This is a genomic window from Brevibacillus sedimenti (assembly GCF_020923495.1).
GTDB lineage: Bacteria > Bacillota > Bacilli > Brevibacillales > Brevibacillaceae > Brevibacillus > Brevibacillus aydinogluensis.
This window is the reverse complement of the sequence record NZ_CP064048.1, coordinates 26,369-41,629: the sequence shown is the minus strand read 5'-3', so window position 1 is coordinate 41,629 and position 15,261 is coordinate 26,369. Positions and strand designations below refer to the sequence as shown.

Below are 15,261 nucleotides of genomic sequence, written 5' to 3'. Positions count from 1 at the left end.
ATTCATTCGATTCGTCAGGAGGGGGCACGAATGGAAACAAAACGCGTCTGGGAACCGATTCGCGTCGGGGGGATTACCCTGAACAACCGCATCATGATGGGCTCCATGCACGTCGGGCTGGAAAAGCTGGAGGGAGGCGTGCGGCGGTTGGCCGCGTTTTACGCGGCGCGGGCCCGCGGAGGAGTAGGTCTGATCGTCACCGGAGGGGCTGCCGTCCGGCCAGAAGGCGGTATGGGCGAGCAGTACTGCAGCGTTTACAGGGATGAGCACATCGAGCCGCTGAGAGTGATCACGGAGGCTGTGCACCAGGAGGGCGGCAAAATCGCCCTGCAGCTCTTTCACGCCGGGCGTTACGCTTATCAGGAAGCCACCGGTCTGGAGCCGGTCGCGCCGTCCCCGCTGCAGGCGCCGATCAATCGGACGCGGCCGCGTGCACTGACCGGCGAAGAGATCGAGCTGACGCTGCAGGCGTTTGCCGACGGCGCGGTGCGGGCGCAGCGAGCCGGTTTTGACGCAGTGGAAATCATGGGCTCCGAAGGATATTTGATCAATCAATTTCTCTCACCGGTCACCAATGTGCGCGACGATGAGTGGGGCGGCGACTTCGAACGGCGGGCACGCTTCGGCGTGGAAGTGATGAGACGCGTACGCGAGGCGGTCGGTCCCGATTATCCAGTGATCTTTCGCATGTCCGGGCTGGACTTGATCCCCAACAGCACGACGATGGACGAGACGCTGCAGTTTGCCCGCATGCTGCAGGAGGCGGGGGCCGACGCGCTTAACATCGGAATCGGATGGCACGAGTCGCAGGTGCCGACGATCGCAATGATGGTGCCGCGCGGGGCGTATGTGTGGGTGGCCCGGCTGGTGAAAGAAGCGGTGACAATTCCCGTCATTGCCAGCAACCGCATCAACGACGTGCGTCAAGCCGAAGCAATCCTGGAGGACCGCTGCTGCGACATCGTTTCCATGGCCCGCCCCCTGTTGGCCGACCCGGATATCATCCGCAAGAGCCGGGAAGGCCGCTTTGACGAAGTCAACACCTGCATCGCCTGCAACCAGGCCTGCCTCGATCACGTGTTTGAGGGAAAACCGGCCTCCTGTCTGGTCAATCCGGCGGCCGGCCGGGAAGAGGAATGGACGCTGTCTCCCGCCCCGGTGAAAAAACGGGTGGCCGTCGTAGGGGCGGGACCGGCCGGGCTGGAAGCGGCGCGCGTGCTGGCGGAGCGCGGTCACCAGGTGGTGCTGATGGAAAAACGGCAGCAGATCGGCGGCCAGCTCAATTACGCGCGGCAGGTGCCGGGCAAATCGGAATTTAACGAAACGCTGCGCTATTACCGGACGCAGCTCGGTCTGCTTGGCGTGGACATCCGGCTGGGTGTGGAAGCACAGGCAGATGCGCTGCTTGCGGAAGGATTTGACGAGGTGGTGGTGGCTACCGGCATCATCCCGCGGCGGCCGGAGATTCCCGGCATTGATCTGCCGCACGTGGTCAGCTACACCCAAGTGTTTGAAAAGCAGGTGGATGTCGGCAAGCGCGTGGTGATCATCGGCGCGGGAGGGATCGCCTGCGATCTATCCCACCTGCTGGTGCAAAACGACAACATCTCGCCGCAGACCGCCCGCTACCTCCTGGAGTACGGGATTCTCAGCGCTGCGGAGGTACATCGCCTGCAGCAGAGCGGCAGACAGGTGCGGATGCTCCGCCGCGGTCGGCACGTGGGCACCGGATTGGGCAAAACGACGCGCTGGGCGGTGCTCGCCAATCTCAAGCGGCACGGCGTCGAGATGCTGACGCAGGTAGAATACAAGGAGATTACGCCGGAGGGCGTGCGCATCGTCCACGACGGCGAAGAGCGGCTCCTGCCCGTGGATACGGTGGTGGTTGCGGCAGGGGGCATATCGGACAACCGCTTGTACGAATCGCTGAAAGGTCGGCTACCGGTGCATCTCATCGGGGGGGCCAAAGAGGCAGGAGAGCTTGACGCCAAGCGGGCGATTTACGAGGGAGCGCTCATCGGCCGATTGATTTGAGCAAAACAGGGAATCGGCACATTGTCAGGTTATAGGATCTTTTGTCGAAAGACTTTCATTTGGACATGAATTTTTGCAAAATGAAAGTACGCTGTTCAAATTTAGTTGAATGGGGGCCCTTGCCTTGATGAATCACTATGGCATTCTGCTGGGAAAACGGCACTTTCTCTACTCATCCGCTCGGGTGGTGGAAGTAGAGGGCTGGACGTTCACGGTTGCCCCGGGGGTTAAGGTAATTGCCGGCGGAAGCGCCAACCCGCTGCAAACCTTGATCAGCATATACCGCGGAAGCGAAAAGGTTGCGCAGCTTGTGCTCATCCATAAACGCCACGACACCGATTTGGCGATCCAGGCGGTGTCCAGTGACATTTTGTTGAAACTGTCCCCGGCCACGCGCACGGTCAGCGTAACCGAAAAATAGCAGGGCACCCTGTACGGGGTGCTCTTTCACACTTCCCGCATCTGCATACAAACTTGAGGAGGCTGGTACCATGCAATTGACAAACCTGCAGGCAGGAGCATTTTCCCTGACGTGGCTGCGGGGAGGGCTGTCGCAGTTGGACGGAGGGGCGATGTTTGGCGTGGTTCCCAAACCGCTCTGGAGCAAGCGCTATCCATACAACGATCTCAACCAGATACCGCTTAGGGCTGATCCGATCCTGGTGGAAGGCGGCGGCAAAACCATCCTGATCGAGTCAGGCTTGGGCAACGACCGGCTGACGGACAAGCAAAAGCGCAACTTTGGCCTGCTGGAGGAGTCGCAGGTGAAAGAGTCGCTGGCCGCCAAGGGATTGACGCCGGAAGATATCGACATCGTGCTGATGACCCACATGCATTACGATCATGCCAACGGGCTTGTTTCCTGGCAGGACGGCCGGCTCGTCTCCACGTTTCCGCGGGCGGTCATTTATGTCCAGGAACAGGAATGGGCGGAGATGCGCGAGCCCAACATCCGTTCCCGCAACACCTATTGGGAGGACAACTGGAAGCCCATTTATGAACAGGTGCAGACGTACGGCGACACGCTGGAGGTGCTGCCCGGCATTTCGCTGCACCACACCGGCGGGCACAGCCAGGGGCATGCGATCGTCCGCATCGAAAGCGACGGTCAACTCGTATTGCATCTGGCCGACCTTTTGCCGACACACGCGCACCAGAATCCCCTGTGGGTGATGGCCTACGACGACTACCCGATGACCTCCATTTTCGCCAAGCAAACATGGATTCAGGAGGGCATCCGCCAAGGCGCCTGGTTTACGTTTTACCACGACATCAAGTATCGGGCGGTGAAATGGGACGAGCAGGGAGTCATTACGGACAGCATAGAAGTGGAATAAAAGCAGCAGTGGTTACTCGCCTCCTTTCGGTACAGCGCAAGCATGTCCCCGAGCAGGGGGCTTTTTTTATGCGGGGGACAGCTTCAACGCCCGTGCGGCCTTCCGTCATCGTCTGTGGTCTTATCGATTTTTCGATTGTTGTTCTAAAAAAATTTTCATAATCAAAAAAGTTCGGACAGTGATTGACGAAACCAAGACTGCTCCCTACAATTTAGGAAAAACTTGTGATGACTGTTCTGTTTCCATTGTCGGGCAGAGCAGTTGGAGGAGAGAGAAACACATGGATAGGGTCAAGGGGTTGTTGCGCGAATTTCACCCCATCGTCTGGTCGCTTGTGGTCGGCACGGTGTTTGTCCGCGCAGCCAGTTCGATGAGCATGCCGTTCCTGTTTTTGTACTTGTCCAATCATACCGACATGGATTATGGAACCATCGGACTGACGATCGGCGCGGGGGCACTGGCCGGGACGGTGGGCGGCTTCATCGGTGGGACGCTTTCAGATATATTTGGCCGACGCCGCGTCATGCTCGCGGCATTGTACGTCTGGACCCTGGTGTTTGTAGGGTTCGCATTCGGCAAAAGTCCGCTGTTTTTCCTGCTGTTAAACGTCGTCGGCGGGCTCTGCCGCTCCTTTTACGAGCCGGTGTCGCAGGCGCTCATGGCCGACGTGACGCCGCACGAGAAGCGGTACCGTGTCTTCGGCCTGCGCTACACCGCGATCAACGTGGGCGTGGCCGTGGGGCCGATCGTCGGGGCGATGCTGGCGTTGACTTCGGCGGCGCTGCCGTTTCTGATGACTGCCCTCATCTACCTGCTGTACGTCATCAGCTTGCAGGTGATGTTAAACGTCTTTGGCATCAAGCAGATCGAGGGACAGAAAAAAGAGCCGGTCAGCTTTCAGCGTGCACTTGAAGTGGTGGTGCGCGACAAAGCGTTCCGACTCTATATGGTGGCGGGGATGCTGGGGGCGATCGGCTACTCGCAAATGTCAACAACGCTGGCCAAGTATACGGAGATGGCCGTTCCCGACGGGGCGAAGCTGTTTGCCATCCTGATGAGTATCAACGCCATCGTCGTGGTGTTGATGCAGATGCCCTTGACCCGCTGGGCGGAAAACAAGACGCCCCTGACCAGCATCGTGGTGGGGAACGTCATGTACGCACTCGGGGACCTTGGCTACGCCTTCGCCCACTCATGGACGATGTTTATTGTGGCGATGGTCGTTTTTACCATCGGCGAGATTCTCACGTTCACCGCGTCCGATGTCCTGATCGACCGGATGGCGCCGGACAACATGCGCGGCACGTATTACGGAGCGAAAAGCTTCGGCAACCTCGGCCAGTTTATCGGCCCGTGGATGGGCGGCATTCTGCTGGCGTCGTACGGCGGTCCCGTGCTGTTCGGAGTGGTCGCTTTCCTCTCCATGACGAGCAGCCTGTTTCATTGGGCTGGACAGCGCGCCTACCAGAAACGCACCGGGACGTCAATCAACATCGCCCGGAACACGTCACTGTAGTGCCTGCATGATCCGCTCGGCGATCCGGGCGTAACCGGCCTCGTTGGGATGAAAGTGGTCCGTGTAGAGGTAGGTATTTTCCTTGTGGACGAACAGATCGTAGGTGGGAACGACAATGACGCGCGGATAGCGGGCCGCGATGGCGGCAGCATCGCTGTTCCAGTCCAGCACCGGCTTGACGGTGTCGGCGGCCGCGTCGGTGTCCCCGAACGGATTGTACAGGGCGGTGTAGACAATCGGCGCGCTGTCGTTCAGCTCCCGGATACGCCGGAGAATCTGCTCGTAGTTGGCCGCAAGTCCTTTGATGGCAGCGGCCAATTTGTCGTTGTCGACGCGGTATACGCCGCCGGACTGCTTGAACAAATCATTTCCGCCGATGGTAAACAGGATGAGATCGGCCTGCTTCAGCAGCGACTGGACCTGGGGTTGGGACAACTGATCGACGAGGCCGGTCGATTCCTGGCCGTTGATGGCCAGATTGGTCAGCGTGATCGGGTGGCCCGCCTGTTTTTCCAGTGCTTGGCGGACGTGTCCCACGTAACCAAGCCCGTTGGCGTCGCCGGCTCCGCGCGTCAGCGAATCTCCCAGCGCCACCACGTGACGGATGCCTTCCCCTGGCGCCAGCGGGGCCGGCTTGGCATGCCCGGCCGGTTCTGCGACCCGGCCGGATGAGAGCTGGCGAGGGTCCAGCGCAAACACGAAGCCTGCGGCAAACAGCAAAAAGGAGAGCACGGAGAGCAGGCCGACTGTACGCCACATGAATTGACCGGATGTGCGCATCGGGTACCTCCCATTCGTTGGTGGATGGTCAAGCATGGTATAATGTGACATGTACTGTCAGTGTATCACAATCACCGTTTTCGCGTCAGCGAACGGTATCTGGATAGGGAGGGCGAGCAGTGGGCGAGACAGTCCTTTCCGTAAAAGGATTGCGCAAGACGATCGGCGGCAAGCCGATCATTCACGATATGACGTTTGACGTTTACGCCGGAGAGGTCTTTGGCTTTCTCGGGCCTAACGGCGCGGGCAAGACGACGACGATCCGCATGCTGGTCGGGCTGGCCTCAGCCGACGGAGGAGAGATTGAGATCGGCGGCATCTCCCTTCGCCGTTCGTTTCCAGAGGCGATCGCCCAGGTGGGCTGCATCGTGGAAAACCCGGAGCTGTACAAATTCATGACGGGCCGGGAAAACCTGGAGCATTTTGCCCGCATGAGCGGCGGCATTCCCCCGAGCGGATCGAGGAAATCGTCCGCTTTGTCGATCTGGAACGGGCCATCGACGACAAGGTGAAAACCTATTCGCTCGGCATGCGGCAGCGGCTGGGCATCGCGCAGGCCCTCCTGCACCGGCCCAAGCTGCTCATTCTCGACGAGCCGACCAACGGCCTGGACCCGGCGGGCATCCGCGAACTGCGTCAGTTTATCCGCAGGCTGGCGGAAGAAGAGGGGCTGGCCGTGTTCGTCTCCAGTCACCTGCTCAGCGAGATTGAGATGATGTGCGACCGCGTCGCCATCATCAACAAGGGACGGGTCATCTCCGTCGGACCGGTGCAGGAGCTGATGGAACAGTTTGCCGACCGGGTGGCGTGGACCTTTCCGCCGGAGGCCGAGCGCAGGGGACGGGACGTGCTGAGCCGCCTGTCCTTTGTGGAACGGGTGTGGCCGGACGGCGAGGGACGGCTGTACTGCCGCATGGATACGGAGCGAATCAGCGAGGCAAACGCCGCATTGGTGCGGGCCGGCGTCCCCGTCCTCGGCATCGTCGCCAAGACGGTGACCCTGGAAGATTTGTTCCTGACGCTGACAGGGGGAGGTGGAGAAGATGGGGCCGAGCATGCTCGCACTGGTACAAAATGAGACGATCAAGCTGCTGCGCCGCCGCCGCTTTCTCGTCGTGCTGCTGATCCTGGCCGTCCTCATCCCGATCTTTACCTACGCGCAGTACCGCTCCGTGGTGACGGTCCAGGAGCGGATGGGCACGACTGACTGGCGGACGATATTGCAGCAGCAGATCGTGGACACGCAAAACCGGCTCGCCTCCAGCAGACTGCCGGAGGAGTGGCGGGAGTTCTTAAAAATTCGCGTCCAGCAGCAGCAGTACTATCTGGATCATGACGTCAACCCGATGGCACCGGGGGCGCCCACGTTTGCGCGGGGCTTCATGGATCAGGCCGTGTCGCTGTTTCTGCCGATGATCATCGTCGTGCTGGCGGTCGATCTGGTCTCCGCCGAATACAGCGAGGGGACGATCAAGCTGCTGCTGACTCGGCCCGTGCGGCGCTGGAAGGTGCTGACCAGCAAGTACATCACCCTGCTGTTGTTTACCTCGCTCACGGTACTGATGACCTTGTGTATGGCCTACCTGATATCCGGTGTGGTGTTTGGCTATGCGGGCTGGGATCTGCCGGTGCTGACCGGCTTTGACGTGACCGGCGGCGAACTGGTCACATCCGCGGTGTTCATGCTGCCGCAGTGGAAATACCTGCTCATGCAGTACGGACTTGGGTGGTTTGTGTGCATCGTGGTCGGGACGATTACGTTCATGGTCTCCGTACTGGTGCGCAGCGCGGCTGCCGGAATGGGCATCATGATGGCGGCCCTGATCAGCGGAACGATTTTAACCCAGATGGCGTCGACCTGGGAGTCGGCCAAATACCTTTTCGTCGTCAATTTGCAGTTGACGGACTACCTGGCCGGCACGCTGCCGCCGATCAAGGGCATGACGCTGCCTTTTTCGCTCGCCGTGTTGAGCGTCTGGGCAGCAGCGGCGCTGATTGTCGCCTACGCCGTGTTTATTCGCAGGGATGTCACGTCTTGACCTTCTCTTGACCGGTGTGGACGGAAACCAAAAGGGACACTGCTTTTTCGAGGAAGCAGTGTCCCTTTTTTGGTGCTGGGCTGTTTTGATCGGCAGCGGGATTATTTCCACGTCAGCTGCTTGGACATTTCGACCAGTTGGTCCAGTCGGATGCCCCGGGCGGTCATTACGACGTAGAGCGATTGGTTTTCCGTCTGCGCGTTGAAGTGGACGGCGTGCTCGGCAGCCGCTTCGCCTGACGAATCCGGCAGGTCGAATGAGACGGCGATGGCCTGTTCGCCGTTGACCGTGTACAGCTGTGTGGCCGTAAAGGTGCCGGGGATGGACAAGCTGCGCTTCCCTTTTGCGTTGGGCACCACGTCCACCTTGATCCACTCCTTGCTGCGTTGGTAATGGCAGGAGAGGCGAACCACCTTATGGCTGGTCGGTGATTCGTACTGGACGGTGACTGCCTGCAGGGTCATGCCGTCAGGCGGCTGGTTCAGCACGGGTACAGGCACGTCGGATGAACGGATGGCCGTCTCCAGATCAGTGAACGCGGAGAGCGTAATTTCCTGTTTGGCCTGATCGGTTGCGGGCGGACCGGCTACGGGCGGTACGCTTTCGATTGACGGGTCAGGTGCGGCATCATTGCTGAACATGTTGACGCCCCATTCGTTCTCCGTCTTTTGAATGGCGGATTGACCGTCTGTCGGTTTAATTGCATCCGTCTGTTTCGACGGCGTGTCCTCATGTTTGACATGGTCGTTGGCGGATTTTCCGTTGGCGTTGCGAGCGGCGATGATCGTTCGTTTATGCAGGGGTTGCCCCGATTCGTTGACTGTATCGAACGCCTGTGTCCGCGACGTCTGAGGGGGTTGGGCCTTCTCCGCGGTCTTTGCTCCCGACCCGGCGTGCGGTTCCTGCGCCTGACTTGCAGCAGATTTGGGCTGATTGGTTCCGCTGTCGTTCATCGCCAGTGCGGCCGGCTGCACCGTGGTCCCGTCCGGTGACGTCTGCCCGTCTGGTTGTTTTGCGGCAATGTCTGGATAGCCATACCCGGCGGCCGGGCTTGCTACGGGCGTGTCAGGCGAAAGCAGGATGGACGGAGCGTCGGCAATTTGTCTGTCTTTCTGTTCCATATCGGCTTTGCTCTCGTGGTGCATGGCGTTTTCCGTGGCGCCATCTTGCCCTGCCAGTTGGAACTGCTGGTAGCCGGCCACCCCGACCGCGAGCAGGATGGCGGCTGCGCCCACCCACGACAGTGAAGGGAGGTAAGACGTCCAGCGGCGGAATTTCGCCTGTTTGGGTGACGGCGTGACGGATGCCGACGCGGCGTGAGGAGGAGCGCTTTGGCCGGCGGTTTGATAGATCGCCTGCATGATTTTCTCTTCCAAATCGGCCATCGGTTGAGGAACTTCTTTCAAGAATTGCACCTCCTCGCCGCTAGTCAATTGGGCTTCCATCCAGGCGATACACTCATCGCACGTCTCGATATGGGAAAGCGTTTCGATGTCCGGCTCGTATGCCCATGCTTTTCTAAATTCCTGGCAGTTCATGCACGAGCCCCCCTTCCTTGCGAGTAAGCAGTTTGGCCAGTTCTTGGCGAGCGCGCAGATAGCGGACACGGGCCGTTGACTCGGCGATGCCGAGCAGCGACGCAATTTTTTCAAACGGATATTCGTGCGTGCAGCGCAGCACGATTACTTCCCGATACGATTCGGACAACATCGAAAATGCTTTCTCAATCTCCCGGCGGCGCTCCTTGTTCAAGAGGGAGTCCTGCGGTGATTCGTCGCTCGCCTGGGAGGGGACGTACGCCAGTTGTTCGTCGGATTCGTGAAACTTGCGCCGGCGCAGGAAGTCGATGGTCTTGTTTCGCGCCAGCGTATACAGCCAGGAGGAAAACTGGCTGTCCCCACGAAAGCTGGAGAGTTTTTCATACGCTTTGACGAAGACTTCCTGGGTCAAATCTTCCGCATCGGAGCGGTTGTTTACCATTTTGTAGATAAACACGTAAATCATGTGCTGATACCGCTGAATCAGCTCGCGGTACGCTTCGATGTCGCCTTGCAGAATCCGCTGAATGATTTCGGCGTCGGATTGCATTGAATCTCCGGCCTCCCTTCCTCTATGAGACGCTGGTATCGATCCGAATGTTTCAATCCAGCGCATCCATTTCTATCACGTCGTAGTGGTATCCCTGTTCCACCAGAAACAATTGCCGGTGAAGCGCAAATTCCTGTTCGCGTGTGTCCCGAGTGACCAGCGTGTAAAAATAGGCGGCGTTGTCGCGCTCTTTGGGACGCAGAATGCGACCGAGCCGCTGCGCTTCTTCCTGGCGCGAGCCGAATGTGCCGGATATCTGGATGGCAACATTGGCATCCGGCAGGTCGACGGCAAAGTTGGCCACCTTGGAGACGGCGAGCCGGGTAATCTCGCCGCGCTTGAACTGGCGGTACAGCGCCTCCCGTTCCTTTTCCGGCACCTTGCCCGTAATCAGCGGGAGGTTCAGCGCTTCGGCAAGCTGCTGGAGCTGTCCCACGTACTGGCCGATGATCAGGACGCGGTCGTCGGCGTGACGCTCCAGCAGATGGCGCACGACCTGGAGCTTGCGCGGATTCTCCGCCGCGATCCGGAATTTTTGCCGCGCGTTGGCCCGGGCGTAAGCCTCCCGTCCGTTCGCTTCAAACGGCAGCCGAATTTCCTGGCAGCGCGCTTCCGCAATCCAGCCTTGTTCCTCCAGGGCTTTCCACGGCATTTCGTACTTTTTCGGCCCGATCAGGGTAAACACGTCTTCTTCCCGGCCGTCCTCCCGCACCAGTGTGGCCGTCAGTCCGAGCCGGCGCGTCGCCTGAATCCCGGAGGTGACGCGGAAGACGGGAGCGGGCAGCAGGTGCACTTCGTCGTAGATCACCAAGCCCCATTCCCGTTCTGAGAACAGGCGCATGTGGGGATACGAATCGTCCGCTTTTGAACGGTATGTCAGGATCTGATAGGTGGCTACGGTAATCGGTTTGACCTCTTTCCGTTCGCCTGTGTATTCACCGATCTGTGAGGGATCGAGGTCAGTCTTGTCGATCAGCTCGGCGATCCACTGCCGGACCGATGTGGTGTTGGTCGTCAGGATCAATGTGGCCGTCTGGAGCTGGCAGATCGCTCCCAGGCCGATGATCGTCTTGCCCGCGCCGCACGGCAGCACCAGCACGCCGCTGCCGCCAGTGGCAGCACCGGCGGCGTGGAAGGCATCCACCGCCTCCTGCTGGTACGGCCGCAGCGCAAACGGCCGGCCGCTGGCGGTCACTTCCCGCAGCGCGACGGGACAGGCTTCTCCGGATGTATAGCCGGCCACGTCCTGGACGGGGTAGCCGAGCCGGATCAGCTCCTGTTTGATCAGCCCGCGGGCGTATGGTTTGACGCGCCAGACGGCCGGATTCACCTGTCCTTCCAGCAGGCTGCTCACCGCCTTGTACCCGGTCAGCTCAGCCAGCAGGGGCACATCGTCGCCGGTCAACAGCAGGTGATCGCCGTCTTTTTCCAAGCGAATCAGGCCGTACCGTCCCATCGTTTCGGCGATTTCCCGGACGATGGACGGCGGAACTCCGTATTTACTATACGTGCTCAAGACGCCGGTTACCTGCTCCGCCGTCAGGCCCCCTGCTGCTGCGTTCCACAGGGAGAGCGGGGTAATCCGGTATGTGTGTATGTACTCCGGGCTTTTGATCAGTTCGGCAAAGCCGGACAGCGCCTGCCGGACTTCCGCAAACAGCGGATGCTGCGCTTCCAGCAGGATGGTGCGATCGCTTTGCACGATCAGCGGCAACTCGGGACGGTACGACACATTCTTCACCTCTGCGGCTTTGTGGTCTCCATGTTCATACAGTCAATCGTATCACAATCGGAAGGCGAATGAAAAACGGGTTTGCCGCCGTCGCGCTGCCGCGCTTTTGACAGGAACGGGCAACATTTGGCCGCCCGTGGGTTACACTAACGCAAGAAAACGGGCAAAGGAGTAGGGACGGCATGGCGATATGGAGTGCCTTTTTCAATCTGGTCCTGGTCGCATTTCTCGTCTTTCTCAACGGCTTTTTCGTGGCGACCGAATTTGCCATCGTGAAGGTGAGGGAATCGCGCATCGCCCAACTGGTAGCGGAAGGAAACAGGCGGGCGGGCGACGTCGAACTGGTGCTGGACAACCTGGATGCCTACCTGTCCGCCACCCAGCTGGGGATCACGCTGGCGTCGCTCGGACTGGGCTGGCTGGGGGAACCGGCCGTCGCCCATCTGCTCCACCCTGTCTTCCGCTACTTTGGGCTGAACGAGACGCTGGTCGGCAGCATCTCCTTTATCGTCGCGTTCTCCATCATTACTTTTTTGCACATCGTGCTGGGCGAGCTGGCGCCAAAATCGCTGGCCATCCAGCGCTCCGAGAAGGTCTCGATGTTCGTGGCCCGTCCCATCCGGATGTTTTACAAGCTGATGTACCCGTTTATCGCCTTTCTCAACTGGGCGGCGGCCAAGATTCTCAGGATGCTCGGCATTAGCATGGAACCGCATCAGGAAGCGCACACGGAAGAAGAAATCCGCATCCTTGTCAACGAGAGCCACAAAAGCGGCCTGATCGACCAGACCGAGCTGATGCTGGTGGACAATATCTTTGATTTTTCGGAGACAATGGCCCGGGAGATCATGGTGCCGCGCACGGACATGGTGGTGCTCAACCTGCGCGACCCGTTAGAAGATAACATCAAGGTCGTGCAAAACGGCCGCTTTACCCGCTACCCGGTGGTGGACGGGGACAAGGACCACGTGGTCGGCAGTTTGCATATCAAGGATTTGTTGACCAGCCTGCTGGAAGGGGAGCAAAAAAGCCTGGAGCAGTTGAGCCGCCCAGTGCTGACCGTTCCGGAGACGATATCCATCAGCCGGCTTTTGACCATGCTGCAAAAACAGCGCAGCCAGATGGCGATTATCATCGACGAGTACGGCGGAACGGCAGGTCTGGTTACAGTGGAAGACATAATGGAAGAAATTGTCGGCGACATTCAGGATGAATTTGACGACGAGCGGCCGGAAATCGAGCGGAAAGACGACCTGCTGTCGCTGGACGGCCGCATGCTGCTGGAAGAGGTAAACGACTACCTCGGGCTTGATCTGGACGACAGTGAGGTGGACACGCTGGCCGGCTGGATCTACATGCAGATCGACCATCCGCCGCGCGTGGGCGACGTGGTCAGAGACGGCGGCTACGAATTCATCGTCGGCGAGGTGGACCATTACCGAATCACCCGTGTATGGGTAAAAAGAGGAACGAAGGAAGCGGGGCAACAAGCGTAAAACATCTTTTCAACGCCGCAAAGTATGCTATAATGGAACACAAGTTTTTCTGTTATTGCAGAGTGAGAGCTTAGAGGAGGAAGAACAGATGAGACGAGCTGTACATGCTGTACTGGCCGCATGTCTGTCGATTGCACTGACGGCGTGTGGCAACCAATCCGGCCAACAGACGGACGCAACCGCGACCGCTGCCAACGGCCAGCAAATGGTGAAGCTGGGGCTGACCCAATTCGTGGAACACCCGGCGCTGGATGCGATCCGCCAGGGAATTGTAGACGGATTGAAAGCAGCCGGATATGAAGAAGGCAAAAACGTGGAGCTGGATTATCAAAACGCCCACGGTGACATGAACAACACGGTCTCGATTGCACAAAAATTCGCCGGCGACGGAAAGGACCTGGTCGTGGCCATCGCCACGCCATCCGCTCAGGCAGCAGCCAAGGCGATTACGGATAAGCCCGTGATCTTCAGTTCCGTGACGGACCCGCTGTCCGCCCAACTGGTCAGCAACCTGGAGAAGCCGGACAAAAACGTGACCGGCACCTCTGACAAGGTGTCGATGGAGCAGCAGCTGGAGCTGGTCAAACGCTTCCTGCCGAACCTGAAAAAGCTGGGCGTCATCTACACCACGTCGGAAGTGAATTCCGAGGTGCAGGTGAAGGAACTGGAAGAAGCGGCGAAAAAACAAGGGGTCGAGGTCGTCAAGGCAGGCATCTCCCAGCTGTCCGAAGTGCAGCTCGCAGCCCAGGGACTGGCCGGCAAGACGGAGGCCATCTTCATCCCGATTGACAACACCGTGGTCTCTTCATTTGAAGCGGTGTTGGGCGCGGCGGAACAGCACAAGGTGCCGGTTTTCGCTTCCGACACGGATACGGTAAAACGTGGAGCCGTGGCCACCTACGGCATTGATTACTACCAGATCGGCAAGCAGACCGGAGAGATGGCCGTCCGCATTTTGAAGGGACAGAAAGTGGCCGACACGCCGGTGGAAGTGTCCAAACAGACCGAGCTGTACATCAACGAGACGGCAGCTGCCAACTTTGGCATTGCCATTCCCGATGAATTAAAACAGCAGGCGAAAGAAATCTTCAAGTAGAAAAAGAGAGCCTTGCTCTCTTTTTCTGTTTGAATTGTGTTTCCATCGTGGTAAAATGAAAAAAATTTTATAATTAGGGGGGTTTTTTACATGAGAAAGCAAAAGTATTGGCATGTCGTCCAGAAAATTCTGTGTCCTTTGCTACTTTTATCCGTTGCAGCGTGTGGGCAGCAAAGTGCTCCGGCGGACAGTCAGCCGGCCAACGATCCTGCCCAGGATACGAAGCAATTGAAGGTGGGCATCGTGCAGATCGTGGAGCATCCGGCACTTGATGCGGCGCGGGAAGGCTTCATTGCCAAGCTGGGGCAAAACGGCTACGAGAAAGACAAACAGGTGGTCTACGACATCAAGTCGGCCCAAGGTAACATGGATCAGGCTGTGCAGATCGCGCAGAAGTTTCAGGCGGACAACGTCGATCTGATCCTGGCCATCGCCACGCCGGCCGCTCAGGCAGCCGCTCAGGTGACCAAGGATATTCCAATTCTCTTCACCGCCGTGACCGATCCGGTGGCGGCTTCGCTGGTGCAAACCATGGAAAATCCGGGCGGCAATGTGACCGGCACGACGGACATGAACCCGGTGGAAGAGCAGTTGAAGCTGGTACAGGAGCTGAAGGCGGACGCCAAGACGGTCGGCATCATCTACAACTCCGGCGAGGTAAACTCCAAGGTACAGGTGGATGCAGCCAAAGCCGCAGCGGAAAAACTGGGCCTGACCATCCGTGAAGCAGCCATCACCAGCCCGACGGAAGTAAAGCAGGCAGCCGAATCGATGGTCGGCAAAGTGGACGCATTCTACATCCCGACCGACAACATGGTGGTCTCCTCCATCTCTGCGGTGATCGGAGTGGCGGAGTCGCAAAAAATCCCGGTGGTGGCCGGCGAGGAAAACTCCGTGAAGAGCGGCGCAATCGCTACCTATGGCATTGACTACAGCAAACTGGGCGAACAGACCGCCGACATGGCGGCCAAAATCCTCAAAGGGGAAGCTCAACCGGCCAGCATGCCTGTAGAGAAGCAGGCGGAGATGAAGCTGGTGCTGAACAAAAAAGCGGCGGAAAAAATGGGCGTACCCCTTCCGCAATCCCTGCTCGACCGGGCAGCTGAAGTGGTCGAGCAATAATCGCAGCAACAGGAGGACGCT

The 15,261-nt window shown here is 59.0% G+C and carries 12 protein-coding genes and 1 pseudogene; 9 read left to right on the top strand and 4 right to left on the bottom strand.

Going from position 1 to position 15,261, the window contains the following annotated elements; translation table 11 throughout:
* Nucleotides 1-30: 30 nt before the first annotated feature.
* The 4 genes from IRT44_RS00220 (at nt 31) to IRT44_RS00205 (ending at nt 4,887) form a co-directional block, all read left to right on the top strand.
* On the top strand, nt 31-2,034 hold the full coding sequence (locus IRT44_RS00220) for an oxidoreductase (RefSeq protein ID WP_230077245.1): 2,004 nt from the start codon (nt 31-33) through the stop codon (nt 2,032-2,034).
* A 127-nt stretch (nt 2,035-2,161) separates the two neighbouring features.
* Nucleotides 2,162-2,455: a hypothetical protein gene (locus IRT44_RS00215; RefSeq protein ID WP_171567128.1), complete on the top strand. Its 294-nt coding sequence runs from the start codon at nt 2,162-2,164 to the stop codon at nt 2,453-2,455.
* 70 nt (nt 2,456-2,525) lie between these two features.
* On the top strand, nt 2,526-3,371 hold the full coding sequence (locus tag IRT44_RS00210) for a YtnP family quorum-quenching lactonase (RefSeq protein WP_230077244.1): 846 nt from the start codon (nt 2,526-2,528) through the stop codon (nt 3,369-3,371).
* 280 nt (nt 3,372-3,651) lie between these two features.
* Entirely contained in the window at nt 3,652-4,887 is a 1,236-nt protein-coding gene (locus tag IRT44_RS00205) for an MDR family MFS transporter (protein ID WP_171567068.1), read from the top strand.
* Here the strand turns inward: IRT44_RS00205 and IRT44_RS00200 are convergent.
* On the bottom strand, nt 4,879-5,667 hold the full coding sequence (locus tag IRT44_RS00200; protein ID WP_171567066.1) for a GDSL-type esterase/lipase family protein: 789 nt from the start codon (nt 5,665-5,667) through the stop codon (nt 4,879-4,881). The genes IRT44_RS00205 and IRT44_RS00200 overlap by 9 nt on opposite strands.
* Before the next feature lie 188 nt (nt 5,668-5,855).
* Here IRT44_RS00200 and IRT44_RS00195 point away from each other — a divergent pair.
* Both IRT44_RS00195 and IRT44_RS00190 read left to right on the top strand, forming a co-directional pair.
* Nucleotides 5,856-6,745 (top strand): annotated as a pseudogene (locus tag IRT44_RS00195) (ABC transporter ATP-binding protein).
* Nucleotides 6,711-7,706: an ABC transporter permease gene (locus IRT44_RS00190; RefSeq protein WP_171567064.1), complete on the top strand. Its 996-nt coding sequence runs from the start codon at nt 6,711-6,713 to the stop codon at nt 7,704-7,706. Before IRT44_RS00195 ends, IRT44_RS00190 begins: the two are co-directional and overlap by 35 nt.
* Before the next feature lie 101 nt (nt 7,707-7,807).
* Here IRT44_RS00190 and IRT44_RS00185 read toward each other — a convergent pair whose 3' ends face one another.
* The 3 genes from IRT44_RS00185 to IRT44_RS00175 are packed head-to-tail and all read right to left on the bottom strand — an operon-like array spanning nt 7,808 to nt 11,526.
* Entirely contained in the window at nt 7,808-9,244 is a 1,437-nt protein-coding gene (locus IRT44_RS00185; RefSeq protein ID WP_171567063.1) for a hypothetical protein, read from the bottom strand.
* Nucleotides 9,225-9,794, bottom strand: coding sequence for an RNA polymerase sigma factor (locus IRT44_RS00180; RefSeq protein ID WP_171567061.1), 570 nt, complete (start codon nt 9,792-9,794; stop codon nt 9,225-9,227). Before IRT44_RS00180 ends, IRT44_RS00185 begins: the two co-directional genes overlap by 20 nt.
* A gap of 52 nt (nt 9,795-9,846) precedes the next feature.
* A complete protein-coding gene (locus IRT44_RS00175) occupies nt 9,847-11,526 on the bottom strand; it encodes a DNA repair helicase XPB (protein ID WP_230077243.1) in 1,680 nt (559 codons plus the stop codon).
* A gap of 182 nt (nt 11,527-11,708) precedes the next feature.
* Here IRT44_RS00175 and IRT44_RS00170 point away from each other — a divergent pair, with 182 nt between their 5' ends.
* The 3 genes from IRT44_RS00170 to IRT44_RS00160 all read left to right on the top strand — a co-directional run bounded on the left by IRT44_RS00170 (nt 11,709) and on the right by IRT44_RS00160 (nt 15,240).
* Nucleotides 11,709-13,022, top strand: coding sequence for a hemolysin family protein (locus tag IRT44_RS00170; protein ID WP_171567057.1), 1,314 nt, complete (start codon nt 11,709-11,711; stop codon nt 13,020-13,022).
* 88 nt (nt 13,023-13,110) lie between these two features.
* A complete protein-coding gene (locus tag IRT44_RS00165; RefSeq protein WP_171567055.1) occupies nt 13,111-14,118 on the top strand; it encodes an ABC transporter substrate-binding protein in 1,008 nt (335 codons plus the stop codon).
* A gap of 90 nt (nt 14,119-14,208) precedes the next feature.
* Complete coding sequence (locus tag IRT44_RS00160; RefSeq protein ID WP_171567053.1) at nt 14,209-15,240, top strand: ABC transporter substrate-binding protein; 1,032 nt, start codon at nt 14,209-14,211, stop codon at nt 15,238-15,240.
* Nucleotides 15,241-15,261: the final 21 nt, after the last annotated feature.